The sequence below is a fragment of the Erwinia aphidicola genome (assembly GCF_024169515.1).
Taxonomy (GTDB): Bacteria; Pseudomonadota; Gammaproteobacteria; order Enterobacterales; family Enterobacteriaceae; genus Erwinia; species Erwinia aphidicola.
Genome location: NZ_JAMKCQ010000001.1, coordinates 3,154,053 through 3,180,829 on the forward strand (window position 1 = coordinate 3,154,053; position 26,777 = coordinate 3,180,829).

Here is a 26,777-nt window from a genome sequence, read left to right on the forward strand (position 1 = left end):
CTCTTAGGTTTGTTGATTACAAGGCTATTTACCACGGGTGCTATGTCCGGGTAAGGGAGAAATAATGAAGCAGGCATTTCGTGTAGCGCTGAGCGTTTTAATGCTGTTTGTCGCGGTTGCGCATGCAGAAGTTCGCATTGAAATTACTCAGGGTGTGAACACCGCGCGTCCTATCGGCGTTGTGCCGTTTAAGTGGGACGGCCCGGGTGCAGCACCGGAAGATATTGGTGGCATCGTTGCTGCCGACTTACGTAACAGCGGTAAATTTAACCCAATCGATCGTTCACGTTTACCACAGCAGCCTACCTCTGCTGCCGAAGTGCAGCCTGCTGCATGGACCGCGCTGGGTATTGATGCGGTGGTTGTGGGCCAGGTTCAGCCGGGCGCTGACGGTAGCTATACCGTCTCTTACCAGCTGGTCGACACCTCGGGTAACCCTGGTGCGGTACTGGCGCAAAACCAGTTCAAAGTCACCAAGCAGTGGCTGCGCTACGCCGCACACACCGCCAGTGATGAGAGCTTTGAAAAGCTGACCGGGATTAAAGGTGCATTCCGTACGCGTATTGCTTACGTGGTGCAGACCAACGGTGGCCAGTTCCCGTATGAACTGCGCGTTTCCGACTACGACGGCTACAACCAGTTTGTGGTTCACCGTTCACCGCAGCCATTGATGTCCCCTGCCTGGTCTCCAGACGGGAGTAAAGTGGCTTATGTGACCTTTGAAAGCGGTAAGTCTGCGCTGGTGATTCAGACGCTGGCTAACGGTGCAATTAAACAGGTAGCCTCATTCCCGCGTCACAACGGTGCGCCTGCATTCTCACCCGATGGTTCTAAGCTGGCATTCGCACTGTCGAAAACCGGCAGTCTGAATCTCTACGTGATGAACCTCGGTTCAGGCCAGATCACTCAGGTGACCGACGGTCGTTACAACAGCACTGAACCGACCTGGTTCCCGGACAGCCAGACTCTGGCCTATACCTCCGACCAGGCCGGTCGTCCGCAAATTTATAAAATTGGTGTTAACGGCGGCACGCCGCAGCGCATTACCTGGGAAGGCGGTCAAAACCAGGATGGCGACGTAAGCACTGATGGCAAATCAATGGTGATGGTCAGCACCAACAGCGGCGCTCAACACGTCGCTCGACAAGATCTGGTAACGGGAGCCGTTCAACAATTAACGGACACGTTCCTGGATGAGACGCCAAGTCTCGCACCTAACGGCACGATGGTAATCTATAGCTCTACTCAGGGGATGGGTTCCGTATTGCAGTTGGTTTCGACGGATGGGCGTTTCAAAGCGCGTCTTCCGGCAACCGATGGACAGGTCAAATTTCCTGCCTGGTCGCCGTATCTGTGATGCATGTGTAAATATGTATGGCAAACTATAATAGGAATTAAATAATGCAACTGAACAAAGTGCTGAAAGGCTTACTGCTGGCACTGCCAGTAATCGCAGTGGCTGCATGTAGCTCTCACAAGAACAACAACAATGACCAGACCAACGGTATGGGCATGGGTGACGGTTCTAACAGCGGCATGAACAGCGGTAACATGTCTTCTGACGAGCAGGCACGTCTGCAGATGCAAGAACTGCAGAAAAACAACATCGTTTACTTCGGTCTGGACAAGTTTGACATCCAGTCAGAATTCGCTCAGATGCTGGATGCACACGCAAACTTCCTGCGTAGCAACCCATCTTACAAAGTGACCGTTGAAGGTCATGCGGATGAGCGCGGTACTCCTGAGTACAACATTTCACTGGGCGAGCGTCGTGCTACTGCTGTGAAAATGTACCTGCAGGGTAAAGGCGTTTCTGCTGACCAGATCTCTATCGTTTCTTACGGTAAAGAAAAACCTGCAGTACTGGGTCACGACGAATCAGCTTATGCTAAAAACCGTCGTGCAGTACTGGTTTACTAAGAGAATCACATGATTAGTAGCTTCAGAACTCACCTGTTGAGTCTGTCGTTACTGATTGGCGTAGCGGCCCCCTGGGCCGCTAATGCCCAGGCAACAATCAGTAACGTTGGCTCTGGCTCGGTTGAAGACCGCGTCACCACTCTTGAGCGTATTTCTAATGCTCAGGCACAGCTCCTCCAGCAGCTTCAGCAGCAACTTTCCGCTAACCAAAATGATATTGACCAGTTACGTGGTCAGATCCAGGAAAACAGCTATCAGCTGAACCAGGTTGTGGAACGTCAGAAAGGCCTTTACCAGCAGATCGACAGTCTGAGCAGCGGTGGCGCAAATGCTAACGCAGCCGCAGCTGGCGGCGATGCTGCGGCAGGCAATAGCGGTGCGTCAGGTAGCGACGCGGCGGCGGCTCCTGCCGCCGCTGCTGCTGCGCCTGTGCAAAGCGGTGATGCCAACACCGACTACAATGCCGCAGTGGCACTGGTGCTGGAGAAAAAGCAGTACGATCAGGCGATCGCCGCTTTTCAGGCCTTTGTGAAGAAGTATCCGGATTCCACCTTCCAGCCGAATGCCAATTACTGGCTGGGACAGTTGAATTACAACAAAGGTAAAAAAGACGACGCGGCCTATTATTTTGCCACCGTAGTAAAAAATTACCCTAAATCACCGAAGAGTGGCGATGCGCTGCTGAAGGTGGGGGTGATCATGCAGGAAAAAGGCGACAAGGCAAAAGCCAAAGCGGTGTATCAGCAGGTGGTAAAACTTTACCCTAATACTGATGCAGCGAAACAGGCGCAAAAACGTTCGGCCGCTCTGTAATTTGCGCCATCTGGCCAGATTTCGCCTGAATTCTGGTCTTACCGCGTGAAAGCTAAGCAGTTGAACAGCTTAACCTGAAATAGTGGTTGCGCTGGAAATTCAAATCAGTAATATATGCCGCCGTTGCCGGGGGATATGTTAAGAGACGCCAGCAGCACAAAAGTGGGTCGTTAGCTCAGTTGGTAGAGCAGTTGACTTTTAATCAATTGGTCGCAGGTTCGAATCCTGCACGACCCACCACTATTAAGTTTTACGCGGTGTAAACCGTGAAGGATGAGAACCGTAAAGGTTCGAGTCGAGCGAAAGCGAGACAACGTTGCGTCAGCAACGGCCCGAAGGGCGAAGTCATCCTGCACGACCCACCACTATTAAGTTTCAAGCGGTGTAAACCGTGCTTTAAAGTTTCGATATGGGTGATTAGCTCAGTTGGTAGAGCATCTCCTTTACACGGAGGGGGTCGGCGGTTCGAGCCCGTCATCACCCACCATATCGGGTCGTTAGCTCAGTTGGTAGAGCAGTTGACTTTTAATCAATTGGTCGCAGGTTCGAATCCTGCACGACCCACCAAACTTTAAAGCGTGAAAGTAGCAAAGATTAACCGCATTGCGGGTCGTTAGCTCAGTTGGTAGAGCAGTTGACTTTTAATCAATTGGTCGCAGGTTCGAATCCTGCACGACCCACCACTATTAAGTTTTAAGCGGTGTAAACCGTGCTTTAAAGTTTCGATATGGGTGATTAGCTCAGTTGGTAGAGCATCTCCTTTACACGGAGGGGGTCGGCGGTTCGAGCCCGTCATCACCCACCATATCGGGTCGTTAGCTCAGTTGGTAGAGCAGTTGACTTTTAATCAATTGGTCGCAGGTTCGAATCCTGCACGACCCACCAATGTAAGAAGGCGCCCTAAAGGCGCCTTTTTGCTATGTGCGATTCGGGCGGGGTTCGAACCTGCAGCAGGTTCGGGTCGAACGCAGTGAGACAGCGTTGCGCCAGCAACGACCCGAAGGGCGAGGCGAAGCCGAGTTATCCTGCACGACCCACCAATGTAAGAAGGCGCCCTAAAGGCGCCTTTTTGCTATGTGCGATTCTGTGCGATTCTGGCTGACCGAAAAAGAGGGTCAGCCACTACGAGCCGGTAAGTCGCATATCGCGCCGGGTTTCGTAGGGGACGACCGCTTTTCTGGTCGTCCCGGGTTTTTTGGCTGACCCAAAAAGAGGGTCAGCCACTACAGGCTGGTAAGTCGCATATCGCGCCGGGTTTCGTAGGGGACGACCGCTTTTCTGGTGGTCCCGGGTTTGGGGGCCGGTGTTTCGTAGGGGACGACCGCTTTTCTGGTCGTCCCGGGTTGAGGGCCGATCGAAAAAGAAGATCGGTCCCTGCGCATATTTCATATTACCCCAACTTGCCGCTCTTCCAGATATGCATCACCGCATAACTGCGCCATGGCCGCCACGCCTGTGAACGAACCTCTGCCTGCTTCGCGCTGATACCCCCCAGATTGTTACGTACCACGATATCCCCGGCGGGGAAGGCATCCGGCCAGCGTAGCGCACGCATTGCCAGATACTGCGCTGTCCATTCGCCAATCCCCGGCAGGGCTAACAGCTGCGCCACGGTTTGCTCCGGCTGACTGGCAGCGTCTAGCTGCAGCGTTCCATCCGCACAGCTTGCCGCCAGCGCCAGAATGCAGCGGGTGCGGGCGCTGACAATGCCCAGGCCGGCAATCTCATCTACTGAACATTGAGCAACGCGAGCAGGCAGGGGGGAGAGGTGGGTTAACTGCGCAAACGGCGTGGTCAAGCGATCGCCGAACGCCGTGGCGAAACGTCCCCCGAGCGTCGCTGCGGCCTTTACGGTGATCTGCTGACCAAGGATGGCGCGCACCGCCATTTCGAAGCCGTCAAAAGCCCCGGGCACGCGCAGGCCAGGGCTGGCATTCAGCGCGGGCTTTAACAGCGGGTCGAGCGCCAGATGTTCAGCAATCAGGTCCGGACGGGCGCTGAGATCGAACAGATTACGCAGGCGACGGAGCAGAGCGGGCAGCACCGGCGTCAGCGAATGGGTGAACTCCACCAGCAGCACACTCTTCGCTGCCGCCTGAGTGACCCTGATCCACCCCTGATGCGCTCCCAGACGCACGGTACGCGCATAACTCTGCTCATCAACATATTCCACGCCCAGCAGTGCACGCAGCCGCAGAAAGCCGAGCATGGCCTGCCAGTCGTAGGGGGGGCGATAGCTCAGCTGTAGCGTAGAGGTATCACTGCCGTTCAGCTCGCGCTCTTCGCACTCGCTGGCCTTGCGCAGGCGGGTGGGTGGCATCCGGTACTGAGTGCTGAAGGCAGCGTTAAAACGGCGCAGGCTGGCAAATCCGCTGGCAAAGGCGATCTGCGTGACCGGCAGCCGCGTTTCACTCAGCAACTGCTTAGCCAGCAGCAGGCGGCGCGTCTGGCGCAGCTCCTGCGGCGATACGCCCAGCTCCTTCTGCACGATACGCCGCAGCTGGCGCAGGCTTAGGTGAAACTGCGCGGCGATCTCTTCCAGACTCTCCACCTGCTCAATCAGCCCCTCGTCAATGCGCTGCATCAGCCGCCCCGCGATGCGCTGGCTGTTATCCACCGGGGCGTTGCCGGGGGCCAGCTCCGGGCGGCAGCGCAGGCAGGGGCGAAACGATGCTTTCTCCGCTGCCTCGGCGCTGTCGAAGAACAGGCAGTTTTCCGCGTAGGGCGGTTTCACCGGACAAATCGGGCGACAATAGATACCCGTCGAAGTCACCCCGACGTAAAATACGCCGTCGAAGCGAGCATCGCGGGAAGTGAGGGCACGATAGGCAGAGTCTGGGTCAATCATGATATTGTCCTGTGGAACGGGAATCTCTCCAGGTTAGCGCACCGGGATGCGTTGCACTCGCCATATTCGGTCATATAACGATTTTAACCCGGTGACCGAAAACGGCCAGTGCTGCATGTCAGAACGCGCATAATCAGGGCAGAGACGGTATCAGTTAAGGAGAGGCAAAATGGCATTCTGGTACAAGATGATGCAGTCACCGGTCGGTGAGCTGAAGCTGGTCGCAACCGAGCGCGGGCTGGCGGCGATCCTGTGGGAAAACGACGATCCCAAGCGCGTGCGCTTCCTGCCGCAGGACGAAGACCCGACAAACGCGATCCTGCTGGAAGCTGAAAAGCAGCTGCGCGAGTATTTCTCCGGGCAGCGTCAGCAGTTCAATGTAACGCTCGACTTTATCGGCACTGAATTCCAGCGCAAAGTCTGGGCGGCGCTGGTCAACATTCCGTTTGGTGAAACGCGCAGCTATGGTGAAATCGCGCGCCAGGTGGGCAGCCCGGCTGCCGTCAGGGCCGTCGGGGCCGCCAATGGTCGTAACCCCCTCTCGATTATTGCTCCATGCCATCGGGTTATCGGCGCCAACGGCAAGCTAACCGGGTTCGCCGGCGGGCTGGAGACCAAAGCGTTCCTGCTGCGTCTGGAAGGTGGCCAGCTGTGGTCGCAGGAAGCGCTATTATGATCGGCGTCACATCCTGCGGTGAAAAGTAAATAGTCGGCGACATCGGTTCATTTTTCAGCTATCGTGTTTAGCATATAAAACAAACCAACCGTAGAGTTGGCGCCGGACCGGCCATCTACGCTAATTCGGTTAAGTTGAAGAAACGAGAGTCGCCTTATGAGCCTGATGTTCGATCCCGAATCCGCCGTATATCCTTTCCCGCCCAAACCGGCCCGTTTATCCGTTGATGAGAAACAGTTTTACCGCGAAAAAATTAAGCGCCTGCTGAAAGAGCGGGATGCGGTGATGGTGGCGCATTACTATACCGACCCGGAAATCCAGGCGCTGGCCGAAGAGACCGGCGGCTGCGTCTCTGATTCACTGGAGATGGCGCGCTTTGGCAGCCAGCATCCGGCTTCCACGCTGCTGGTCGCCGGGGTGCGCTTTATGGGCGAAACCGCCAAAATCCTCAGCCCGGAAAAAACCATTTTAATGCCGACGCTGCAGGCGGAGTGCTCGCTCGACCTCGGCTGCCCGATTGAAGAGTTCAGCAAATTCTGCGACGCCCACCCCGACCGTACCGTTGTGGTGTACGCCAATACCTCCGCAGCGGTCAAGGCGCGCGCCGACTGGGTCGTCACCTCCAGCATTGCCGTTGAGCTGATCGAGCATCTTGATAGCCTGGGCGAGAAAATCATCTGGGCCCCGGACCGCCATCTTGGTCAATATGTGACGCGCAAAAGCGGCGCGGACGTGATCTGCTGGCAGGCCGCCTGCATCGTCCATGACGAATTCAAAACTCAGGCGCTGCAGCGGATGAAAGCGCTGTATCCCGATGCCGCCGTGCTGGTGCATCCTGAGTCGCCGCAGGCTATCGTTAATCTTGCCGATGCGGTCGGTTCGACCAGCCAGCTGATTCAGGCAGCGCAAACCCTGCCGCACAAGCAGATGATCGTCGCCACCGATCGCGGCATCTTCTATAAAATGCAGCAGGCCTGCCCGGACAAAGAGCTGCTCGAGGCACCAACGGCCGGCGAGGGCGCCACCTGCCGCAGCTGCGCGCACTGTCCGTGGATGGCAATGAACGGGCTGCAAGCCATTGCTGACGGTCTGGAGCAGGGCGGCAGCGATCATGAGATCTTTGTTGACGATGCACTGCGAGAAGGTGCGTTGATCCCGTTGAATCGTATGCTAACCTTTGCTGCAAATCTTAAACTCAATGTGAAGGGTAACGCCTGACGTTACGCTCTGGACAGGATGGCAATATGGATTTTTTCAGCACGTCGAATATTCTGGTTCATATCCCTCTTGGGGCCGGTGGCTACGATCTGTCCTGGATTGAAGCCATCGGTACCCTTGCCGGGCTGCTGTGCATCTGGCTGGCGAGCCTGGAGAAGATCGTCAACTACGCTTTCGGCCTGATCAACGTGACGCTGTTCGCGGTCATCTTCTTCCAGATCCAGCTGTACGCCAGCCTGCTGCTGCAGCTGTTCTTTTTCGTCGCCAATATCTACGGCTGGTATGCCTGGAGCCGCCAGACCAGTGATAATCAGCAGGCGCTGAAAATTCGCTGGCTGCCGCGTGCGCAGCTGCTGGCCTGGACAGCGGTGATTGTTATCGCCATTGCACTGATGACGCTGTATATCGATCCGGTATTTGCGCTGCTGACGCGTGCCGCGGTAAACATTATGCAGGGTATGGGCTTCAACGTGGTGATGCCGCAGCTGCAGCCGGATGCTTTCCCGTTCTGGGATTCGTGCATGATGGTGCTGTCGATTGCGGCGATGATCCTGATGACGCGCAAGTACGTTGAAAACTGGCTACTGTGGGTGGTGATCAACCTGATCAGCGTGATGATATTCGCCCGTCAGGGAGTGTACGCCATGGCGCTGGAGTATGTGCTGCTGACGCTGATCGCGCTGAATGGCTCGTGGCTGTGGATGAAAAGCGCCCGCCAGAGAGGATAATTGGCCACGGGTCGACCGAAAAAAGGGTCGACCCTCACGGTTAATGATGGTGGTGATGCTGGTGCTCGCCGCCGCCCTGAATCCACCCCACATCACAATCATCGCCATCGCAACGCTGATACTCCATCTGCACCGTGGCGTGCTCAATCTGATAATGCTGGTGCAGATACTCGTGAATGCGCTGCAGCAGCGCGTCATGATCGTAAGGCGGGATCACCTGTACATGCAGCGTGATCACCGGCTTCTCGCCCACCTGCCACAAATGCACATGATGCACGTTACGCACCTCCGGGATGCTGCGCGCCAGCGCACGCTGTAGCTTAGCCACATCAATATCCTGCGGCGCCCCCTCCAGCAGTTCGTGACCGCTCTCCTTGATCAGCATCCAGCCGCTGCGCAGCACCAGCAGGGACACCACAATCGACAGAATGGGGTCGATCGGCGTCCAGCCGGTAAACATAATAATCAGCGCGGCGGCAATCGCCCCGACCGAGCCGAGCAGGTCACCGAGCACGTGCAGCGCCGCCGCGCGCACGTTAAGGTTCTTCTCGCCGCTGCCGTGATGCAGCAGCCAGAACGCCAGCAGGTTTGCCAGCAGCCCGCCGATAGCCACAATCAGCATCATGCCACCCGCCACCGGCTCCGGCTGCCAGAAACGTCTCAGCGCCTCCCAGACAATCAGCACGGTAATCACCAGCAGCGCGATAGCATTGACAAAAGCTGCCAGCGTGGTCAGGCGCAGCAGGCCAAAGGAGTGGCGCTGGCTGGGCTTGCGCTGCGCAAAATGCGTGGCCAGCAGGGCCACCAGCAGCGCGGCGGCGTCGGTCAGCATATGCCCGGCATCGGCCAGCAGCGCCAGCGAGCCGGAGAGCAGACCGCCCGCCACCTCGGCCAGCATAAACAGGGCCGTGACAACAAAGGCTGCCAGCAGACGTGAACGGTTACCGTTCTTTTCAGTGTGGGTGTGAGCCATAGGATCCCAATTGAGTTAACAGGCTTTCGCTTAATGATATCAATAAATTCATTGCAGGCTTAGGGTTCTGGTGCAGGCGGGCAGCCTCAATGATTTGCTGGCACAGGGTTTCCCCTTCACTGTAGTTCAGCAGCAGCCAGCTGCCTTTCATTCTGTGCGCCGCTTTCTCAACCTGCTGCCACTCTTCTGCCGCTATTGCCTGCCTGAGCGCGGCGCAGTCGCGCTTCAGCGTCTCGGCCAGCGTCTGGCACAGGCGTTGAAAATAATGCTCATCGTGATGCGCCAGCTGATTTAAACGCTGCGGCAGGTCGGCAAACGGCGCGGGCGCCTCCGCCTGCAGCAGAGCGGCAAGATCCGCTAACGAAACTGGCTTCACCAGCAGGCGGTCAGCAACCTGTCGCGCCTGTGGCCGGTTGAGGATCTGCGCATCGGCAGAGCACAGCACCACCCGGGTATGATGCGGCTGATGGCGTTCGCCACGGCGCACTATTTTCGCCAGCTGCACGCCGTCCGGGTGCGGCATGCTGTAGTCAACAAACAGCAGGTCCCACTGGCGCCCGTCTTTCAGCAGCGCCCGGCCATCAGCGAAGGTTTCCGCCTGGATACCGCAGTGCGCCAGCTGTTGCTGCATCACCAGCAGATTGGTCGGATGGTCGTCGACAATCGCCACGCGCAGATGGCTGACCGCCTCGGTATTGCACTGCTGCGGTTCGGCATCTGCGGCAGGCAGTGGCGAGGGGATAAGCTGCCACGGTAGCAGCACGCTGACGCAGGTTCCCTGGCCGGGGGTGGATTGCAGCGTGATAGTGCCGCCCATGCGGCTGACAATTTCGCGGCAGATCGACAAGCCCAGCCCGCTGCCCTGCACTGAGAGCTGGCGACCGGAAGGGGTCTGATACCAGGGTTCAAACAGACGCTGCTGCTCATCCAGCGGGATGCCACTGCCGCTATCGCTGACCTGAAAATGCAGCTGTGGCGGCGTGCTCAGCGCTTCCAGCGTCAGCCGGATCTCACCCTCGCGGGTAAATTTGATCGCATTGGCAATCAGGTTGTTGGCAATCTGCTGCAGGCGTTCGCCGTCAATCAGCACCCAGGCGGGCAGGGGATTCAGGGCGCTGACGCTCAGCCGCGGTCCCTGTTCGCGCATCAGCGGGTGGTAGAACACCGCCAGCCGCTGCAGCCATTTTTCCGGCTCCAGCGGACGGGGGGCCAGGCTGAAGCTGTTGCTCTCAACCCGGGCGTGATCCTGCAGATCGCCCAGCAGCGTCATCAGGCTGGCGGCGCTGCTGTGGATCAACGCCAGGTTATGGCTCTCAGGCTGCTGCATCAGCTCCAGCTCCAGCAGGCCCAGCACCGCCTGCATCGGCGTGCGCAGCTCGTGGCTGACGGTGGCGAGGAACTGACTTTTCATGCGGTTTTCCCGCTGGGCCACTTCGCGCTCCTGCTCCAGCAGCAGGCGCTGCTGCCGCTCACGCCGCTGCTCCAGATAGCGTCTCAGCAGCAGGATCAGCAGGAAGACGATGGCAAACAGCGCGGCGACCAGTACGAAGAGGGAGATCGGCCGCATCTCGCCGCTGTTGCTATCGCTAAAGCTGTCCGGCGTGCTGCTCCAGGTTTCGCGCAGCCGCTGCCAGCTTTCCGCTGGGATCTGCTGCAGGCTGTTATTCAGCAGTGCGCGCAGCAGCGGCCGATCGGGGGCGATGCCGATGGTCACCGGCCATGCGGTGTCGCTGGCGGCAAACGCCAGCTGCAGAGTATTGGCAAAACGCCCCTGGATGCGCCAGCGCGCTGAGAGCACATTGTCGACCAGCGCGTCGATCTGACCGCTGGCCAGCGCATCGTACAGGCTGCTGGCATCCTCAAATGTCTGGGTTGTGCTACCTGCGGGCAACAGGCGCCCGGCGATATCCCCGCGCAGCACGCCGATGCGTTTACCGCGCAGATCCGGCCAGCCGGTGACGTTCTGCGCCGCCGCCTGAACATAGACACCCCACAGCGCACGCCACACCGGCTGGGTATTATTCAGCATGGCATCATCACCGGTCAGCGGCAGATTGAGTTGGATCAGCGCCCGCCCCTGCTGCACCAGCGCGCCCGCCTGCTGTGCATTGCTGACCCAGTATGGCTGAAAGCGCAACCCGGTAATCTGGCCGATGCTGTTCAGCAGGTCAACACTGTAACCGGCGGGCTGCCCGCTGGCATTGCGGTAGCTCCACGGATAGTCGTCGCTGACGGCGGCATAAATCACCACCGGATGCTGCGCTATCCAGCTGCGCTCCATCGACGTCAGGTGGGCGGTATTGCTGTCCTGATAGCGCGGCAGCGCACTGCTCCAGCGCCCCTGAATGCCGTTCACCACCTCCATCGGCAGCTGACGAATAGCGTTATCAAGCTGCTGCGTCAGTGCGGCATCCGCTGTGACCGCCTCCAGCTGCAGCACCCCTGGGTCAAGAGAAGAGGCGAGCTGATAAACTTCGCCCTGCTGCAGCTGGCTCAGCAGGAATCCGGCGCTGGTCTCATCCGCCACCACATAGTCGCTGTGCTGATTCAGCAGGGTGGAGAGGGCCTGTAAATCACTGGGCAGCACCTGCCAGTGATGCTTGCGCGCAAACTCGGGGTCAACGCGCGCCAGGGTGTCGCGGCTGACGCTGAGGCGGGCATCGCCAGAGTTGAACATCACCGGCCGCAGGTTATTGCGATTACGGTAAATACGCAGCGGGCTGGAGAACCACGGTTGCGTCGCGCTGAGGCCCGCAGGCAGCGTCTGCTGCGGAACGCCAAACAGCACGTCCAGCTTTCCGCTCTGCAGTGCCGCCATCATCGCCTGCTGCGTGCTGAACCCCTGCACGCTGACGTGCAGGCCGCTGGTCTGCTGCAGCGCCACCAGATAGTCGGCATTGATACCGTACAGGTCGCTGCCAACGACAATATTCCACGGCGAGCTGTTGTCCTGTAATACGCCGACGCGCAGGGTTTTTCCCCATTCGACCGGCATCGGCATCATCTCCTGCGGCAGGGCGATGCTGCTCACCGGGCGCAGCGTCGCCAGCGCGCTGCTGGTGAACAGCAGCAGCATCAGCAGTAGCGTTCTCACTGCTGTGACTGCCACAGCTGAGCCAGTTCGACGACCGAACCCGCTCCGGTTTTTTCCATGATGTTCTTTTTATGGGTGCTGACGGTTTTATTGCTGATATGCAGCTGCCCGGCGATCTGCAGATTAGACAGGCCGCGCGCCAGCAGCGCGAGGATCTGCTGCTCTTTGGCCGTCAGCACCGCGTTAAGCGTGTCGCCATGCTGGGCAGGGAAGACGCGCTGGCCGCCGAGCACGGCAAGGATGGCGGAGAGCAGCTGGCTGAGCGGCTGACGCTTGGCAACATAGCCAGATGCCCCGGCGGCTTCCGCCAGACGCGGATAGACCTGCTCCTCCTGTGCTGAGTAGATCACCACCGGCAGCGGCGGGTAATGGCGCTTAATCAGCTTAAGCAGCTGTAAGCCGTCGCTGTCCGGTAAGCCAATATCGAGGATCACCAGCCCAATAGCGCGATCGCCGAGCAGCGCCAGGGCATCGCGCTGATTATCCGCCGCCAGCAGCTTAAGCGGGAAGGGCGCGTGTACCAGGGCCGCTTCCAGCGCCACCTGGACCAGCGGATGATCGTCAATCAGCAATAGGGTGGTCATGAACAGTTCCAAATCAGGCAGGGGGTTCAGGATAGCCGAAGGTGGGCGGGAAAAAAACGAGAAAAGGAGAGCCGAAGCTCTCCTGGGTCATGCACCGGCTGACATTCTGCCTCGATCTACGGCTGACATTCTGCCTCGATCTACCGGCTGACATTCTGTCTCGACGTATGGCTAACGTTCTGCCTCGGTCATGTAGTGGCTGACCCTCTTTTCCGGTCAGCCAGCTTTTCCGGTCAGCCAAATGCTTTTTTTGGCGAGCCAGAATCGGCCAGCCAGAATTCAGCAAACGTTACTGCGAAGTACCGTCAGTTTTGGTATTCGCATCAGCGCCGACTTTTTTGTTAATGTCCGGACATTTACCATCTTTGCACTGAGTGTTTTTGTTGATCTCATCAGCACTCATTTTCTTATGGTGCTTCATGGTTTTATGCTGAGTTTCATGGCCAGTGTTGATTTTGTCGTTATCAACTTTGTTAGGCGCAATATTTTCTTTTGCGCTGCCAGCCACTGCGCCGGCATCGGCCGCTGCATTTGCTGAACCGTCGGCCATTGCAGCGGTGCTGCCCAGAGTCATTGCGGCTGTCAGTAGTACCATAGAGAACTTATTCATTATTATGCTCCTTTAATTTTTGAATACGACATCATCAAGATCTAACGGTGTTTGAAACAAAATAGTGTGATTGCGGCGTTCGCCAATCATAAGTTGTGCAAATAGATTTATTTCAAGAGGTAATGATTAAAAGTGTAGTAGGGCTCCCAGAAAAAGCAAATCACGTCAGCAACGAATCCGCGAAAGGCGATTTACAGTCACCGGGAGTCACGATAAATTGGAGGAGATGCGCCTGGTGTGCAGTATGGCAATGAAATAACCTGGAAATATTATGAATTATCAAAACGATGATTTAAGAATCAAAGAGATAAAAGAACTTTTACCTCCGGTTGCGTTATTTGAAAAATTCCCCGCCACGGACAAGGCTGCTGCAACAGTATCCTCGGCCCGCCAGGCAATCCATAACATTCTGACTTCCCATGACGATCGCCTGCTGGTGGTGATCGGCCCCTGCTCTATCCATGATACTAAGGCAGCTAAAGAGTACGCTGGCCGCCTGCTGGCGCTGCGTGACGAGCTGAAAGACTCGCTGGAAGTGGTGATGCGCGTCTATTTTGAAAAACCCCGTACGACCGTGGGTTGGAAAGGGCTGATCAACGATCCCCATATGGACGGCAGCTTCCAGATTAATGACGGCCTGCGTATTGCGCGCCAGCTGCTGGTGGAGATCAACGACAGCGGCCTGCCGGCGGCGGGTGAGTTCCTCGATATGATCACGCCACAGTACGTCGGCGATCTGATGAGCTGGGGCGCCATCGGCGCGCGTACCACGGAATCGCAGGTCCACCGCGAGCTGTCATCCGGCCTCTCCTGCCCGGTAGGTTTCAAGAACGGCACCGACGGCACCATCAAAGTGGCTATCGACGCCATCGGCGCGGCCAGTGCGCCACACTGTTTCCTCTCCGTGACCAAATATGGCCACTCGGCGATTGTGGAAACCAGCGGTAACGAAGACTGCCATATCATCCTGCGCGGCGGCAAAGAGCCAAACTACAGCGCTCACCACGTCAGCGCGGTGAAAGCCGGTCTGGAAAAAGCCGGCCTGCCTGCCCAGGTGATGATCGACTTCAGCCATGCAAACAGCAGCAAGCAGTTTAAGAAGCAGCTGGATGTTGCCACTGACGTGGCGCAGCAGATTGCGGGCGGCGAGCAGGCAATTATCGGCGTAATGATTGAGAGCCATCTGGTCGAGGGCAATCAGAACCTGGAGAGCGGTGAACCGCTGGTGTACGGCAAAAGCGTCACCGACGGCTGCATCGGCTGGCAGGACACTGAAACCGTGCTGCGCCAGCTGGCCAGCGCGGTGAAAGCCCGCCGCGCGTAACGGCTTGCAGGCAATAAAAAACCCGCCATCTGGCGGGTTTTTTTCAATCAAATCAGCAGCAATTATTTTGCTTTACCCTGGTTCGCGACGGCTGCGGCTTTCGCAGCAATCTCGTCGGCATCGCCCAGGTAGTAGTGTTTGATTGGTTTGAAGTTTTCGTCGAACTCATACACCAGCGGCACGCCGGTTGGGATGTTCAGCTCGAGGATCTCTTCTTCGCTCATGTTGTCCAGGTATTTCACCAGCGCACGCAGGGAGTTACCGTGGGCCGCGATGATCACTTTCTCGCCGCTTTTCATACGTGGCAGGATAGATTCGTTCCAGTATGGCAGAACGCGATCGATGGTCAGCGCCAGGCTTTCGGTGGTTGGCAGCTGCTCAGCGGTCAGTGACGCGTAGCGCGGGTCGTGGCCAGGGAAACGCTCATCGGCGCGGTCCAGCTCTGGTGGGGTCACGGCAAAGCCACGACGCCACTGCTTAACCTGATCGTCACCGTATTTCTGTGCGGTTTCTGCTTTATCCAGACCCTGCAGCGCACCGTAGTGACGCTCGTTCAGGCGCCAGGATTTCTCGACCGGCAGCCACACCTGGTCAACTTCATCCAGAATGTTCCACAGGGTGTGGATGGCACGTTTCAGCACGGAGGTGTAAGCGAAATCGAAGGTGAAACCCTCTTTCTTCAACAGCTGACCAGCGGCTTTCGCCTCGGTGCGGCCTTTGTCTGACAGGTCAACGTCGTACCAACCGGTGAAACGGTTTTCGTTGTTCCACTGGCTTTCGCCGTGACGTACCAGAACCAGCTTAGTTACAGCCATAGCTTAACTCCTTAATAACTTTACGTTTCTATGATAATGGTGACCGGTAAACTGCCGGAAAGAACCGCACGGCAATTTTAATGTGCATTACCATAGCTGAATTCTGCGCAGCGCGTAAGCCCGTAACGCTCGCGATGCGCGATTTTCATGCGCTTTATCAAACCGCCGTCAGTTGGTAACGCGTCACTGACTGATACGATTCACCTGGCTGCAGCCAGCAGTCGGGCTGCGGATACTCAGGATGATGCGGCGAGTCGGGGAGAAACTCGCTCTCCAGCGCAATCCCCTGGAAAGCAGTATAGACGCCCTGTTCGCGTGCCGGGGTGCCTTCCAGATAATTCCCGCTGTAGAACTGCAGCGCCGGGGCGGTGGTAAACACCGTGAGGCGCAGTTTGCCATCGGCGGACCACAGCTGAGCAGCCGGACTTTCGCCATCCTGGGTATTTAACAGGAAGGCGTGGTCGTAGCCTTTTACCGCACGCTGGTCGTCATCCTGCAGGAAATCCTGCTGCACGCTCTTCCGCTGGCGGAAATCAAAGCTGCTCCCCGCCACGTCCTTCAGCGGCGCATTGGGAATGCCCGCGCTGTCCACCGGCAGATAGCGATCGGCATTGAGCAACAGCTGGTGCTGGCGGGCATCGCCGTGCTGCGCATCCAGGTTGAAGTAGGCGTGGTTGGTCAGATTGACCGGGCAGGCTTTATCCACCGTGGCGTGGTAGTGAATCGCCAGGGTGTTGTCGTCGCTCAGCTGATAGCGCAGGGAGACCAGCAAATTGCCCGGAAAGCCCTGATCGCCATCCGGCGAATCAAGGCGATACTCCACCTCGCTGTCGCTTTGACTGACAATCTGCCAGCGGCGATTGTGGAAGCCACCCGGGCCGCCGTGCAGCTGATGCTCGCCCTGATTGGCGGCCAGCGGGAAGGTCACGCCGTCGTGCGCGATCTGCGCATGGGCGATGCGGTTAGCGTAACGGCCCACCGTGGCGCCGAGATAGGCCGACTGCTGCAGATAGTCGGACGGTGTGGCGCAGCCGAGCAGCGCTTCGCGCACGCTGCCGTCACCCATCGGTACGCGGGCGGAGAGCCAGGTCGCGCCCCAGTCCATAAATGTTGCCACCATCCCGTTGCGGTTGCGCAGGGTGGTGATGCGCCACGCCGCGCCGTCGGGGGCGTGCGAGTTGCGGTTGAGGTTTAGCATTCACCCGCTCCTTCAGACGCTTTGCAGACGTAGAAGGTCTCTTTGATGCCGGACTGCGCTTCATACTGCGCTTCGACGGCGGCTTTCACCTCATCGACCAGGTCCAGCGGCATTAGCGCCACGATGCAGCCGCCAAAACCACCCCCGGTCATTCGTACGCCGCCGCGTTCGCCGAGGGTCTGTTTGACAATGTCCACCAGCTGGTCGACCGGCGGCACGGTAATCTCGAAGTCGTCACGCATCGATGCGTGGGATTCCGCCATCAGTACCGCCATGCGCGCCAGGTCACCTTTCGCCAGCACGTCGGCGGCTTCCAGCGTGCGGGCATTTTCGGTCAGCACGTGGCGCACGCGTTTCGCCACCAGCGGGTCAAGCTCGTGCTCGCGCGCCTCAAATTCGCTCAGCGAGACGTCGCGCAGCGAGCTTTTACCAAAGAACTGCGCTCCTGCTTCACACTGCTGGCGGCGGGTGTTGTACTCGCTGCCCACCAGGCTGCGGCGGAAGTTGGAGTTGATAATCACCACGGCAATATCGGACGGCATCGGCACCGGGCGCGTGCCCAGCGTGCGGCAGTCGAGCAGCATGGCGTGATCCTGCTTGCCCAGTGCGGAGATCAGCTGATCCATAATTCCGCAGTTACAGCCGACGAACTGGTTCTCCGCTTCCTGGCCGTTGACCGCGATAGCCGCGCCGTCCAGCGGCAGCTGATAAAGCTGTTTGAACACCGTGCCGACCGCCACTTCCAGCGAGGCAGATGAGCTTAAGCCCGCGCCCTGCGGCACGTTGCCACTAATCACCATATCCACACCGGCAAAATCCGGGCAGCGGGTCAGCAGGTGCTTCACCACGCCGCGCACGTAGTTTGACCACATCTGGTCGGGGTGGCTTTCGATCGCCTCGTCCAGCGAGAAGATATCCTGCTGATTTTCGTAATCGGCGGCGATAACCCGCACCTGACGATCGCTGCGTTTCGCGCAGGCGATCACCGTCTGGTAATCAATGGCGCACGGCAGCACGAAACCGTCGTTGTAATCGGTGTGTTCGCCGATCAGGTTGACGCGGCCCGGTGCCTGAATAATGTGGCCTGGAGCATAGCCAAACGCGCTGCTGAAAATCTGCTGGGTAGAGGTCTGTAAACTCATGGTTATGCTCCCGTCTCACGGAAATGAATATCGCTGACGGCGCGCAGACGTTCTGCCGCCTGCTCCGCCGTTAAATCACGTTGGGTTTCAGCCAGCATTTCATAGCCGACCATAAATTTACGCACCGTGGCCGAGCGCAGCAGCGGGGGATAGAAGTGCGCGTGCAGCTGCCAGTGGTCGTTGGCGTCATTGTTAAACGGCGCGCCGTGCCAGCCCATGGAATAAGGGAAAGAGCACTGGAACAGATTGTCATAGCGGCTGGTGAGTTTTTTCAGCGCCAGCGCCAGATCGTCGCGCTGCGCCTCACTCAAATCGGTGATGCGTTTAATATGCGCCTTTGGCAGCAGCAGCGTTTCAAACGGCCACGCTGCCCACCACGGCACCACGGCCAGCCAGTGTTCGGTTTCGACCACCGTGCGGCTGCCGTCTTTTAGCTCGCGTGCGGCGTAGTCCACCAGCATCGGCGCACCGTTTTTGCTGAAATACGCGCGCTGCAGATCGTCTTCACGCTTCGCTTCGTTAGGCAGGAAGCTGTTCGCCCACACCTGGCCGTGCGGATGCGGGTTGGAGCAGCCCATCGCCGCCCCTTTGTTCTCAAACACCTGCACCCACGGATAGTGCTGACCGAGGTCGGCGCTCTGTTCCTGCCAGGTTTTCACCACCTCAACCAGCCCGGCAACCGTCAGCTCGGGCAGGGTTTTGCTGTGGTCGGGGGAGAAGCAGATCACCCGGCTGGTGCCGCGCGCGCTCTCGCAGCGCATCAGCATATCTTCGCTTTCCGGCGCGTCCGGGGTATCGGTCATCAGCGCGGCAAAGTCATTGGTAAACACGTAGGTGCTGCTGTAGTCGGGGTTTTTATCCCCGGTGACGCGCGTATTGCCGGGGCAGAGGAAGCAGTCAGGATCGTGCGCCGGCAGTTTATCCTGCGACGGGGTTTCCTGCGCACCCTGCCAGGGGCGTTTGGCCCGGTGGGGTGAAACCAGAATCCACTGATCGGACAGTGGGTTATAACGGCGATGCGGGTGATCGACCGGATTAAATGTCTGCATGTTGAGTTCCTGGTAACCTTTTTTATGCATTTTTTGCTGTGAAGGAAAATAGCACAGAGTCGCTGCGGAAAGCGTGATCAAGTCTGTATAAATGGAATCGTTTACACAAGCTGAAAAATCCGAAGTATCAATAAAAGTAGTGCAGGGATGAGGGATAACCAGGCAAGGCGGGGGAAATAATGGTAGCGGTTACATCATGATTATGGGCTGACCGAAACAGAAGGTCAGCCCCTACGCGGAACCCTGTAGGGGGCGACCATTTTTTCCGGTCGCCCCGTGTGGATGATTATCGACGAAGGTAATGACGACCATTTTTTCCGGTCGCCCCGTGCGGATGAATATCGACGAAGGCAATGGCGACCTTTTTTCCGCTTGCCCCGTTAAACCTACAATGCCTCTTGCGTATAACGATAGCCGTCGCCGTCGGCCACAAAGCTCAGACGATGGGTAATACACTGCGGCGCATCTTCGGCATGGTGGGAGACAAACAGCAGCTGGGTGCGGCCTTCGCCAATCAGCACATCGATAAAGCGGCGTACCAGCAGGCGGTTGATCGGGTCCAGCCCCTGCAGTGGCTCATCGAGGATCAGCAGCGCCGGATGTTTCACCAGCGCGCGCGCAATCAGCACCAGCCGCTGCTGGCCCCACGACAGATCGTGGAACGGAGAGTCGGCCAGCGCGCCGTGCATTCCCAGCAGCGCCAGCCACTCGCGGGCCAGCGCCTGCTGACGGTCCGACACCGCCTGATAAATGCCAATTGAGTCAAAATAGCCGGAGATCACCACGTTGCGCACGCTGCTGCTGACGCGGTAATCAAGATGCAGACTGCTGCTGACGTAGCCGATATGCTGCTTGATATCCCAGATGGTTTCACCGCTGCCGCGACGGCGGCCAAACAGGGTTAAATCGTTGCTGTAACCCTGCGGATGATCGCCGGTAACCAGGCTCAGCAGGGTCGATTTCCCTGCGCCGTTCGGGCCGACAATCTGCCAGTGCTGGCCGCGATCCACCTGCCAGCTCAGCTGGTTGAGGATCGGGCGATCGTTATAGCAGACCACGCCGTCGCGCAGCACAATCAGCGGTGCCCCGGCCGCCAGCGCTGGGATGGCGGCGGCATCGTCAGCTTCCGGCAGCGTCATGCCGGCCAGCTGCTCGCTGTGCGCCAGCTGTGCCACCAGGGCTTGCGCGAGGATAGCATCACGCGCGCCGACGTGGGTCAGGGTACACTCCGCCAGCACGCCGACGTGCGCGATAAAATCGGGGATGTCATCAAAGCGGTTCAGCACCAGCACCAGGGTAAACCCGGGCTGCTGCAGCTCACCCAGCACGCTTGCCAGGTTGGCGCGCGAATCGACGTCAAGGCCGTCAAACGGCTCATCGAGGATCAGCAGGTCCGGCTGCGCCATCAGCGCCTGGCACAGCAGCGTTTTGCGCGTCTCACCGGTTGAGAGATATTTAAAGCGGCGCGTCAGCAGGTGCGCAATGCCAAACTGCGTCGCCAGCTGCTGGCAGCGAGCGGGGTCTTTGACCTCTTCCTGAATAATCTCAGCGGCGGTGCGGCCGGTATCGTCTTCGCCGGGGCTGAGCAGGTCGGTGTTATTGCGCTGCCACTCATCGGAGACCAGCTTTTGCAGCTGCTCCAGCGACAGGCGCACCGGGCGCTGGTAGTGGCTGCTGACGCTGCCTTTGGACGGCGCCAGTTCGCCGGAGAGCGCGCGCGCCAGCGACGATTTACCGCTGCCGTTAGCGCCGACAAACGCCCAGCTTTCACCGGCGTTAAGGGTTAAATCATTCAGGTTCAGGGTTCGGGTATCGCTCAGGCGAAAGATGCCCTGCGTAATTTGCAATGTTGACATTGTTCATTCCATTTTATGCATTACAAAAACATTAGGGGCTTCCTGCTGCTGATTGTCAAACCTGCACCCGGGATTCAGAGCAGCGTCGCGATGATGGCGCGATCGGCATTAAAATATGCTGTCACCGCCGCGCCCGGCTGCAGTTTTTGCTGGGCAATATGCTGATTGTCCACGGTGGCGCACAGGGTTTCACCGCCGCTCAGCGCGATGAGGACTTCGCTGTGCGTCTCACCCTGTTCAATCTCGCGCACGGTGCCGGAGAGCTGGTTGTCCGCCTCGACGCGCTGGCGGGACACCTCAACCCACGGCGCCTTAATCAGCACCAGCACCTCTTTACCGCTCGTAAGCCTCAGGCGCTCGGCGCTCTGAGCGGTCAGCGCGACCTGCACCCGGGTGACGCCATCGGCCAGCTGCACGCTGACGTGCTGCTGCACCGGCTGATTGTCGCGGCTGATGATGGTGCCAAAGAACTGGTTGCGCGCGCTGGTCTGCAGGGAAAAGCGCGCAATCGCGGCTAACAGACTGCCGGGCGCGGGATCCTCCTGCAATACATCAAATGCTCTCTGCTGGATCTGCTCAAGCAGGGCGTACAAATCCAGCAGGCGCTCTCCCCAGGCGGTCACCTGCGCGCCGCCGCCGCCTTTCCCGCCGGTGGCGCGCTCGACCAGCGTGCGCTCTGCCAGCTGGTTCATCTCATTGATGGCATCCCAGGCGCTTTTGTAGCTGATGCCCGCCAGCTTCGCGCCCTGACTGATCGATCCGCTCTCTTTCACCTGGCGCAGCAGTTCAATACGGCGCGGGTCGGCGAACAGCCGCTGCTGTCGTTTCAGTATCAGGGCAATTTCAGCCTGCATAGATCCTCCGGGTGATAAGTTTTGGCCGGCGATTGTAGCAGCTACTGCCGCATTAGAAGCACTGGCAATAAAAAGCGCACGAAAGCACAAAAGGTCAGTGCATTCTTACAGACTACCGTTACAATAACTTTTTTCTTCAGCAAGATGAGGCTTCCATGCTGGAATTACTGAAAGGCCTGGCCGTAGCAATTATTATGGTGCCAATCGTGATGGCAATTATTCTCGGCCTGATCTGGGGACTGGGTGAAGTCTTCAACGTGATCTCGAAAATCGGTCACCGCAGCGAGCATCCCGCGAAGAAAGACCGCATCGTTCAGTAACACTGATTGCGCCATTCTAAACGCCCGGACCTCCGGGCGTTTGCTTTTCTATCATCCCACTTCCCGCCGATTAAACTTCTTCCCGCCAATGCCGATATTTACTGTGGCAGAGGGTAATGCATCGCTATATCATAAAGTATATAACGTAACCCCTGAAACCGGAGAAACATCATGTCTGTAAACTGGAACTCGTGGCTGGCTGCGGCGGCCGTCAGTCTGAGCGTTGGCGGCCACGCGATGGCGGCCGAGAACATCACCGTGTTTGCCGCCGCTTCCCTGACCAATGCACTGCAGGATATCGCCAGCCAGTATGAGAAAGGCAAAGAGGTCAAAATTGTCTCTTCTTTTGCTTCCTCGTCAACGCTGGCGCGCCAGATTGAGCAGGGCGCGCCGGCCGATCTGTTTATCTCCGCCGATCAGCAGTGGATGGATTACGCCTCCGGGAAGAAAACCATTGATGACGCCAGCCGCTTCACCCTGCTGGGCAACGATCTGGTACTGGTGGCGCCGACCGCGACGCAAGCGCAGGCCGTTACCATCAGTGAAAAAACCGACTGGAAAAGCCTGCTGAAAGGGCAGCGTCTGGCGGTTGGCGATCCGGATCACGTTCCGGCTGGGATCTACGCCAAAGAGGCCTTACAGAAACTGGGCGCCTGGCAGCAGGTCTCGCCGATGCTGGCCCCGGCTAACAGCGTGCGTGCCGCCCTGGCGCTGGTTGAACGTGATGAAACCCCTTACGGTATCGTGTATGGTTCAGACGCTATCGCCAGTAAAAAAGTGACGGTCGTCGGCACCTTCCCGCAGGCCAGCCACAAACCGGTGGAGTACCCGATGGCCATGGTGAAAGACCATAACAGCGCCAGCGTCACCGCGTTCTACAACTATCTGAAAGGGCCGCAGGCCGCAGCCGTGTTCAAACAGTATGGATTCTCCCCGTTAACCAAAAGCTTTTAAGCTGCAGCAAGGCGGCAGTTGAGTGAAGCCCCAGGTGCTTACTCAAGTCAGTAACTGGGGTGAATGAGAGCAGCCAACGCAGCTGCAGTTTAAAGGATGAAGGTTAAAATGATGTTTCTCAGTGAGCCAGAATGGCAGGCCGTCGCCCTCAGCCTGAAAGTGTCCGTGGTCGCGGTCGCCTGTAGCCTGCCGTTTGGCATCCTGTTGGCCTGGATCCTGGTTCGTCGCCAGTTTCCCGGCAAAACCCTGCTCGACAGCGTTATCCACCTGCCGCTGGTGCTGCCCCCGGTGGTGGTGGGCTATCTGCTGCTGCTCGGATTCGGGCGCCGCGGATTTTTGGGGGAATATCTTTATGACTGGTTTGGCTTCAGCTTCGCCTTCAGCTGGCGCGGGGCGGCGCTGGCTTCGGCGGTGATCGCTTTTCCACTGATGGTGCGCGCCATCCGTCTGGCGCTGGAAGCAGTTGATAGCCGGCTGGAGCAGGCGGCGCGCACGCTGGGCGCCGGGCGCTGGCGGGTGTTCTTTACCATCACGCTGCCGCTGACCCTGCCGGGGATTATCGTCGGCACCGTGTTAGCCTTCGCCCGCTCGCTCGGCGAGTTTGGTGCCACCATTACTTTTGTCTCTAACATTCCCGGCGAGACGCGCACGCTGCCGTCCGCCATGTATACGCTGATTGAAACGCCCGGTGCGGAAGGGGCGGCGGCGCGTCTGTGCGTCATTGCTATCCTGCTGGCGCTGGTTTCATTGCTGCTTTCCGAATGGCTGACCCGCTGGGGTCGTAAGCGTTTAGGTCTCTGATGTTAGAACTCGATTTCAGCCAGCAGCAGGGCGACCACACCCTGACGATTAACGCCAGCGTGCCCGCTCATGGCGTAACCGCCATTTTTGGCGTCTCCGGCGCCGGAAAAACCTCGTTAATTAACGCCATTGGTGGCCTGACCAAACCGCAACGCGGCACCATCGCCCTCAACGGGCGCCTGCTGAGCGATGCGGAAAACGGCGTCTGGCTGCCGCCGGAAAAACGGCGTATCGGCTATGTGTTCCAGGATGCGCGTCTGTTCCCGCACTACCGGGTGCGCGGCAATCTGGAATATGGCATGGCGAAGTCGATGCGCGCGCAGTTCGATTCGCTGGTGCGGCTGCTGGGTATTGAAGCGCTGCTGGATCGCTATCCGTGGTCGCTGTCCGGCGGCGAAAAACAGCGCGTGGCGATCGGCCGTGCGCTGCTGAGCGCGCCGGAAATCCTGCTGATGGATGAACCGCTGGCCTCGCTGGATCTGCCGCGCAAGCGCGAGCTGCTGGCCTGGCTGCAGACGTTGGCACGCCAGGTGGAAACGCCGATCCTTTACGTCAGCCACAGCCTCGACGAACTGCTGCATCTGGCGGATAACGTGATGGTGCTGGATAAAGGTGAGGTGAAAGCCTTTGGCCCGCTGGAGCGCGTCTGGGCCAGCAGCGCGATGCGCCCGTGGCTGCCAAGAAGCGATCAGAGCAGTATCCTGCGCGTGATGGTGCTGGAACAGCATCCTCACTACCAGATGACCGCGCTGTCGCTGGGCGATCAGCATATCTGGGTGAACCGGGTGGATGCCCCGCAGGGTACGCCGCTGCGTATTCGCATTCAGTCGGCGGATGTTTCGCTGATATTAAAACCCCCGGTCAACAGCAGCATTCGCAATGTGATCCCGGCGAAAGTGGCAGAACTGCTGGAGATTGACCATCAGATCGAAGTCAAGCTGCTGGTGGGGCAGAGCGAGCTGTGGGCGCGCATCACGCCCTGGGCGCGCGATGAACTGATGATTAAGCCCAATATGTGGCTATATGCGCAGATCAAAAGCGTGTCGATCACCACCTGATCGACACGCTCTGATTACAGCACTTCGCGGTAAAGGGTATCGGCAATCCCGCTCTCGAGGTTGGTGCCAATGACGCGTTTCGCCCGCGCTTTGATGGCATCGTCCGCATTGCCCATCGCCACGCCTAAGCCAACGGTCTCCAGCATGCTGAGATCGTTATAGTTATCGCCGAACGCAATCACCTCGCTCATCTGGTAGCCGTTCGCGGCTACCCACTGCGCCAGGCGCTTGCCTTTGCTGTTGCCCGCTTTGGCAATATCCACCTGGTCATGCCAGGACCACTCGCAGGCCAGCCCCATTTCAGCTTCAACTTTTTGCGCGAACTGCTGCAGCGCGTCGGTGTCTGCATGGGACAGGGCAAATTTCCAAATCGATTCAGCACTGCGTGCCGCGTCGGCCAGGCTGTCAACCTGTAAGAATGTCGGGCGCTGGTGTTCCGGCAGCGACAGTCCCCAGTTAATGGTGCGCGTCACGTGGCCGGTTTCAGTCTGATACAGCATGGCATTATCGACATACAGCAGGCCGTGGATGCCCGCGTCGTCCAGCATCTCCACGACGCGCAGCGCCTGCTCCTGCGGCAGCGGATCGCTCTCGAGCACCGTTTTAGTCTGATAATCATACAAATAAGTGCCATTACAGCAGATTGCAGGTGTATCGAGCGCCAGTGCCTGATAAAAAGGGTGGATGGCAACGTGATGGCGACCGGTCACGATCAGGATTTTTATTCCCGCCTGCTGCGCTTTTTTCAGCGCGGCAAGCGATTCTGGCAGAATGGTTTTCGTCGGGGTTAACAGCGTGCCGTCCAGATCGAGGGCGATGATGCGATAGCTCATGTGCGATTCCGTGACTCGAAGTAAGCCAGTAAGTGTACACCTTGTGACGCCAGCTTTAAAACTGGCGGTGCAATAATCCATTCACCTGATATCCCGTTCAGAACAAGGAGCATTCATGAAACAAGTTGTTTATACCGCCAGCCCGGAAAGCCATCAGATCCACGCCTGGCAGTTGCATGATGACGGCGCACTGACGCTGCTGCAGGTGGTTGATGCACCGGGCCAGGTTCAGCCAATGGTGGTCAGCCCGGACAAAGCGTTTCTGTATGTGGGCGTGCGCCCGGATTTCCGCGTGGTGGCCTATCAGATTGATGCCGAAGGTAAGCTGAAAGAAGCCGGCCATGCGCCGCTGCCTGGCAGCCCGACGCATATTTCTACCGACCGTAACGGGCGCTTTATTTTCGTGGGTTCCTATAACGATGCCTGCGTCAGCGTCAGCCCGATTGCTGCCGATGGCCTGCCGGGTGCGCCGCTGGAGGTGGTGAAAGGGCTGGAAGGCTGCCACTCTGCCAATATCGATCTCGGTAACAACACGCTGTTTGTTCCGGCGCTGAAGCAGGACCGCATCTGCCTGTTTACGCTGGGTGAAGACGGCAAGCTGACGGCACGCCCGCAGGCGGAAGTCAGCACCACCAAAGGTGCCGGTCCGCGCCATATGGTGTTCCACCCGAACCAGCGTTACGCCTACTGCGTCAACGAACTGGACAGCAGCGTCGACGTCTGGGACATCAGCGCCAGCGAAGTGCAGAAGGTGCAGAGCCTGGATATGATGCCGGAAGGCTTCAGCGACACGCGCTGGGCGGCAGATATTCATATCACCCCGGATGGTCGCCATCTGTACAGCTGTGACCGTACCGCCAGCATGATTACCGTGTTCAGCATCAGCGCCGACGGCGCGGCGTTAACGATTGAAGGCTATCAGCCAACCGAAACCCAGCCACGCGGTTTTAATATCGATCGCAGCGGCCAGTATCTGGTGGCGGCAGGGCAGAAGTCGCATCATATTGAGGTGTACAAAATCACTTCCGATCGTGGCCTGCTGCAGCCGCTGGCGCGCTACGCAGTTGGTCAGGGCCCGATGTGGGTGGTGATTCACTCACTGGCTTAAT

24 protein-coding genes, 6 tRNA genes and 2 other RNA genes are annotated in these 26,777 nt (G+C 58.3%); 20 read left to right on the forward strand and 12 right to left on the reverse strand.

Annotation, left to right across the window (positions count from 1 at the left end; all coding sequences use genetic code 11):
- Positions 1-64 precede the first annotated feature (64 nt).
- The 11 genes from tolB (at position 65) to J2Y91_RS14830 (ending at position 3,773) form a co-directional block, all read left to right on the forward strand.
- The gene (tolB, locus tag J2Y91_RS14780; RefSeq protein WP_048916712.1) at positions 65-1,357 is read left to right on the forward strand and encodes a Tol-Pal system beta propeller repeat protein TolB; all 1,293 of its coding nucleotides are present in this window, start codon (positions 65-67) and stop codon (positions 1,355-1,357) included.
- Between the two features lie 44 nt (positions 1,358-1,401).
- On the forward strand, positions 1,402-1,920 hold the full coding sequence (gene pal / locus J2Y91_RS14785; RefSeq protein ID WP_048916711.1) for a peptidoglycan-associated lipoprotein Pal: 519 nt from the start codon (positions 1,402-1,404) through the stop codon (positions 1,918-1,920).
- A 9-nt stretch (positions 1,921-1,929) separates the two neighbouring features.
- Positions 1,930-2,733, forward strand: a complete 804-nt coding sequence (gene cpoB, locus J2Y91_RS14790; RefSeq protein ID WP_133624159.1) for a cell division protein CpoB — start codon at positions 1,930-1,932, stop codon at positions 2,731-2,733.
- Between the two features lie 164 nt (positions 2,734-2,897).
- Positions 2,898-2,973, forward strand: a tRNA-Lys gene (locus J2Y91_RS14795).
- Between the two features lie 12 nt (positions 2,974-2,985).
- A non-coding RNA gene (locus J2Y91_RS14800) (RtT sRNA) lies at positions 2,986-3,098 on the forward strand.
- Between the two features lie 46 nt (positions 3,099-3,144).
- Positions 3,145-3,220: transfer RNA gene (locus J2Y91_RS14805), tRNA-Val, on the forward strand.
- A 4-nt stretch (positions 3,221-3,224) separates the two neighbouring features.
- Positions 3,225-3,300, forward strand: a tRNA-Lys gene (locus J2Y91_RS14810).
- Between the two features lie 40 nt (positions 3,301-3,340).
- A tRNA-Lys gene (locus tag J2Y91_RS14815) sits at positions 3,341-3,416 on the forward strand.
- Positions 3,417-3,462: 46 nt separating this feature from the next.
- Positions 3,463-3,538, forward strand: a tRNA-Val gene (locus tag J2Y91_RS14820).
- Positions 3,539-3,542: 4 nt separating this feature from the next.
- Positions 3,543-3,618, forward strand: a tRNA-Lys gene (locus tag J2Y91_RS14825).
- 31 nt (positions 3,619-3,649) lie between these two features.
- Positions 3,650-3,773, forward strand: a non-coding RNA gene (locus tag J2Y91_RS14830) — RtT sRNA.
- 350 nt (positions 3,774-4,123) lie between these two features.
- Here J2Y91_RS14830 and J2Y91_RS14835 read toward each other — a convergent pair.
- Positions 4,124-5,581, reverse strand: a complete 1,458-nt coding sequence (locus tag J2Y91_RS14835) for an AlkA N-terminal domain-containing protein (protein ID WP_133624158.1) — start codon at positions 5,579-5,581, stop codon at positions 4,124-4,126.
- A 169-nt stretch (positions 5,582-5,750) separates the two neighbouring features.
- Here J2Y91_RS14835 and J2Y91_RS14840 point away from each other — a divergent pair, with 169 nt between their 5' ends.
- The 3 genes from J2Y91_RS14840 (at position 5,751) to pnuC (ending at position 8,203) form a co-directional block, all read left to right on the forward strand.
- Positions 5,751-6,257, forward strand: a complete 507-nt coding sequence (locus J2Y91_RS14840; protein ID WP_133624157.1) for a methylated-DNA--[protein]-cysteine S-methyltransferase — start codon at positions 5,751-5,753, stop codon at positions 6,255-6,257.
- A 156-nt stretch (positions 6,258-6,413) separates the two neighbouring features.
- Positions 6,414-7,475, forward strand: a complete 1,062-nt coding sequence (gene nadA / locus J2Y91_RS14845; protein WP_133624156.1) for a quinolinate synthase NadA — start codon at positions 6,414-6,416, stop codon at positions 7,473-7,475.
- A gap of 26 nt (positions 7,476-7,501) precedes the next feature.
- Positions 7,502-8,203: a nicotinamide riboside transporter PnuC gene (pnuC, locus tag J2Y91_RS14850; protein WP_048916706.1), complete on the forward strand. Its 702-nt coding sequence runs from the start codon at positions 7,502-7,504 to the stop codon at positions 8,201-8,203.
- Positions 8,204-8,243: 40 nt separating this feature from the next.
- Here the strand turns inward: pnuC and zitB are convergent, their stop codons facing one another.
- From zitB to J2Y91_RS14870, 4 genes are all read right to left on the reverse strand, one after another.
- Positions 8,244-9,176: a CDF family zinc transporter ZitB gene (gene zitB, locus J2Y91_RS14855; RefSeq protein ID WP_048916705.1), complete on the reverse strand. Its 933-nt coding sequence runs from the start codon at positions 9,174-9,176 to the stop codon at positions 8,244-8,246.
- Positions 9,157-12,285 carry a hybrid sensor histidine kinase/response regulator gene (locus tag J2Y91_RS14860; protein ID WP_253538619.1) on the reverse strand — a complete coding sequence of 1,043 codons (3,129 nt, stop codon included), beginning with the start codon at positions 12,283-12,285 and terminating at the stop codon, positions 9,157-9,159. The genes zitB and J2Y91_RS14860 overlap by 20 nt, the downstream gene beginning before the upstream one ends.
- Entirely contained in the window at positions 12,267-12,854 is a 588-nt protein-coding gene (locus tag J2Y91_RS14865) for a response regulator transcription factor (RefSeq protein WP_133624154.1), read from the reverse strand. The genes J2Y91_RS14860 and J2Y91_RS14865 overlap by 19 nt, the downstream gene beginning before the upstream one ends.
- A 289-nt stretch (positions 12,855-13,143) precedes the next feature.
- Positions 13,144-13,467, reverse strand: coding sequence for a protein YbgS (locus J2Y91_RS14870; protein WP_062818343.1), 324 nt, complete (start codon positions 13,465-13,467; stop codon positions 13,144-13,146).
- A 268-nt stretch (positions 13,468-13,735) separates the two neighbouring features.
- Between J2Y91_RS14870 and aroG the strand changes: the two genes are divergently transcribed.
- Positions 13,736-14,788, forward strand: coding sequence for a 3-deoxy-7-phosphoheptulonate synthase AroG (aroG, locus tag J2Y91_RS14875; RefSeq protein ID WP_133624153.1), 1,053 nt, complete (start codon positions 13,736-13,738; stop codon positions 14,786-14,788).
- 62 nt (positions 14,789-14,850) lie between these two features.
- Here the strand turns inward: aroG and gpmA are convergent, their stop codons facing one another.
- The 6 genes from gpmA to modE all read right to left on the reverse strand — a co-directional run bounded on the left by gpmA (position 14,851) and on the right by modE (position 21,702).
- The gene (gene gpmA / locus J2Y91_RS14880) at positions 14,851-15,603 is read right to left on the reverse strand and encodes a 2,3-diphosphoglycerate-dependent phosphoglycerate mutase (protein WP_048916699.1); all 753 of its coding nucleotides are present in this window, start codon (positions 15,601-15,603) and stop codon (positions 14,851-14,853) included.
- A 157-nt stretch (positions 15,604-15,760) separates the two neighbouring features.
- The gene (gene galM / locus J2Y91_RS14885) at positions 15,761-16,801 is read right to left on the reverse strand and encodes a galactose-1-epimerase (protein WP_133624152.1); all 1,041 of its coding nucleotides are present in this window, start codon (positions 16,799-16,801) and stop codon (positions 15,761-15,763) included.
- Positions 16,795-17,943 carry a galactokinase gene (gene galK / locus J2Y91_RS14890; protein ID WP_133624151.1) on the reverse strand — a complete coding sequence of 383 codons (1,149 nt, stop codon included), beginning with the start codon at positions 17,941-17,943 and terminating at the stop codon, positions 16,795-16,797. The genes galM and galK overlap by 7 nt, the downstream gene beginning before the upstream one ends.
- A gap of 2 nt (positions 17,944-17,945) precedes the next feature.
- Entirely contained in the window at positions 17,946-18,992 is a 1,047-nt protein-coding gene (gene galT, locus J2Y91_RS14895; protein WP_133624150.1) for a galactose-1-phosphate uridylyltransferase, read from the reverse strand.
- 386 nt (positions 18,993-19,378) lie between these two features.
- Entirely contained in the window at positions 19,379-20,848 is a 1,470-nt protein-coding gene (gene modF, locus J2Y91_RS14900; protein WP_133624149.1) for a molybdate ABC transporter ATP-binding protein ModF, read from the reverse strand.
- A gap of 74 nt (positions 20,849-20,922) precedes the next feature.
- Positions 20,923-21,702: a molybdenum-dependent transcriptional regulator gene (gene modE / locus J2Y91_RS14905; RefSeq protein ID WP_253538623.1), complete on the reverse strand. Its 780-nt coding sequence runs from the start codon at positions 21,700-21,702 to the stop codon at positions 20,923-20,925.
- A gap of 155 nt (positions 21,703-21,857) precedes the next feature.
- Here modE and J2Y91_RS14910 point away from each other — a divergent pair, with 155 nt between their 5' ends.
- The 4 genes from J2Y91_RS14910 (at position 21,858) to modC (ending at position 24,835) form a co-directional block, all read left to right on the forward strand.
- Positions 21,858-22,022 carry an AcrZ family multidrug efflux pump-associated protein gene (locus J2Y91_RS14910; protein ID WP_133624147.1) on the forward strand — a complete coding sequence of 55 codons (165 nt, stop codon included), beginning with the start codon at positions 21,858-21,860 and terminating at the stop codon, positions 22,020-22,022.
- A gap of 171 nt (positions 22,023-22,193) precedes the next feature.
- Positions 22,194-22,976: a molybdate ABC transporter substrate-binding protein gene (modA, locus tag J2Y91_RS14915; RefSeq protein ID WP_133624146.1), complete on the forward strand. Its 783-nt coding sequence runs from the start codon at positions 22,194-22,196 to the stop codon at positions 22,974-22,976.
- A 111-nt stretch (positions 22,977-23,087) separates the two neighbouring features.
- A complete protein-coding gene (gene modB, locus J2Y91_RS14920) occupies positions 23,088-23,777 on the forward strand; it encodes a molybdate ABC transporter permease subunit (protein ID WP_133625101.1) in 690 nt (229 codons plus the stop codon).
- A complete protein-coding gene (gene modC / locus J2Y91_RS14925; RefSeq protein ID WP_253538663.1) occupies positions 23,777-24,835 on the forward strand; it encodes a molybdenum ABC transporter ATP-binding protein ModC in 1,059 nt (352 codons plus the stop codon). Before modB ends, modC begins: the two co-directional genes overlap by 1 nt.
- 14 nt (positions 24,836-24,849) lie before the next feature.
- Here the strand turns inward: modC and J2Y91_RS14930 are convergent, their stop codons facing one another.
- Complete coding sequence (locus J2Y91_RS14930) at positions 24,850-25,668, reverse strand: pyridoxal phosphatase (protein WP_133624145.1); 819 nt, start codon at positions 25,666-25,668, stop codon at positions 24,850-24,852.
- Positions 25,669-25,783: 115 nt separating this feature from the next.
- Between J2Y91_RS14930 and pgl the strand changes: the two genes are divergently transcribed.
- Positions 25,784-26,776: a 6-phosphogluconolactonase gene (pgl, locus tag J2Y91_RS14935; RefSeq protein ID WP_133624144.1), complete on the forward strand. Its 993-nt coding sequence runs from the start codon at positions 25,784-25,786 to the stop codon at positions 26,774-26,776.
- Position 26,777: the final 1 nt, after the last annotated feature.

Bases quoted from the DNA above. Each gene is read 5' to 3' on its own strand.
- J2Y91_RS14840 (WP_133624157.1), top strand. From the start codon at position 5,751: ATGGCATTCTGGTACAAGATGATGCAGTCACCGGTCGGTGAGCTGAAG.
- modE (WP_253538623.1), bottom strand. From the start codon at position 21,702: ATGCAGGCTGAAATTGCCCTGATACTGAAACGACAGCAGCGGCTGTTC.
- pgl (WP_133624144.1), top strand. From the start codon at position 25,784: ATGAAACAAGTTGTTTATACCGCCAGCCCGGAAAGCCATCAGATCCAC.
- J2Y91_RS14910 (WP_133624147.1), top strand. From the start codon at position 21,858: ATGCTGGAATTACTGAAAGGCCTGGCCGTAGCAATTATTATGGTGCCA.
- cpoB (WP_133624159.1), top strand. From the start codon at position 1,930: ATGATTAGTAGCTTCAGAACTCACCTGTTGAGTCTGTCGTTACTGATT.
- modA (WP_133624146.1), top strand. From the start codon at position 22,194: ATGTCTGTAAACTGGAACTCGTGGCTGGCTGCGGCGGCCGTCAGTCTG.
- J2Y91_RS14930 (WP_133624145.1), bottom strand. From the start codon at position 25,668: ATGAGCTATCGCATCATCGCCCTCGATCTGGACGGCACGCTGTTAACC.
- pnuC (WP_048916706.1), top strand. From the start codon at position 7,502: ATGGATTTTTTCAGCACGTCGAATATTCTGGTTCATATCCCTCTTGGG.
- galM (WP_133624152.1), bottom strand. From the start codon at position 16,801: ATGCTAAACCTCAACCGCAACTCGCACGCCCCCGACGGCGCGGCGTGG.
- modC (WP_253538663.1), top strand. From the start codon at position 23,777: ATGTTAGAACTCGATTTCAGCCAGCAGCAGGGCGACCACACCCTGACG.
- galT (WP_133624150.1), bottom strand. From the start codon at position 18,992: ATGCAGACATTTAATCCGGTCGATCACCCGCATCGCCGTTATAACCCA.
- modB (WP_133625101.1), top strand. From the start codon at position 23,088: ATGTTTCTCAGTGAGCCAGAATGGCAGGCCGTCGCCCTCAGCCTGAAA.
- galK (WP_133624151.1), bottom strand. From the start codon at position 17,943: ATGAGTTTACAGACCTCTACCCAGCAGATTTTCAGCAGCGCGTTTGGC.
- J2Y91_RS14835 (WP_133624158.1), bottom strand. From the start codon at position 5,581: ATGATTGACCCAGACTCTGCCTATCGTGCCCTCACTTCCCGCGATGCT.
- tolB (WP_048916712.1), top strand. From the start codon at position 65: ATGAAGCAGGCATTTCGTGTAGCGCTGAGCGTTTTAATGCTGTTTGTC.
- aroG (WP_133624153.1), top strand. From the start codon at position 13,736: ATGAATTATCAAAACGATGATTTAAGAATCAAAGAGATAAAAGAACTT.
- modF (WP_133624149.1), bottom strand. From the start codon at position 20,848: ATGTCAACATTGCAAATTACGCAGGGCATCTTTCGCCTGAGCGATACC.
- nadA (WP_133624156.1), top strand. From the start codon at position 6,414: ATGAGCCTGATGTTCGATCCCGAATCCGCCGTATATCCTTTCCCGCCC.
- J2Y91_RS14865 (WP_133624154.1), bottom strand. From the start codon at position 12,854: ATGACCACCCTATTGCTGATTGACGATCATCCGCTGGTCCAGGTGGCG.
- pal (WP_048916711.1), top strand. From the start codon at position 1,402: ATGCAACTGAACAAAGTGCTGAAAGGCTTACTGCTGGCACTGCCAGTA.
- zitB (WP_048916705.1), bottom strand. From the start codon at position 9,176: ATGGCTCACACCCACACTGAAAAGAACGGTAACCGTTCACGTCTGCTG.
- gpmA (WP_048916699.1), bottom strand. From the start codon at position 15,603: ATGGCTGTAACTAAGCTGGTTCTGGTACGTCACGGCGAAAGCCAGTGG.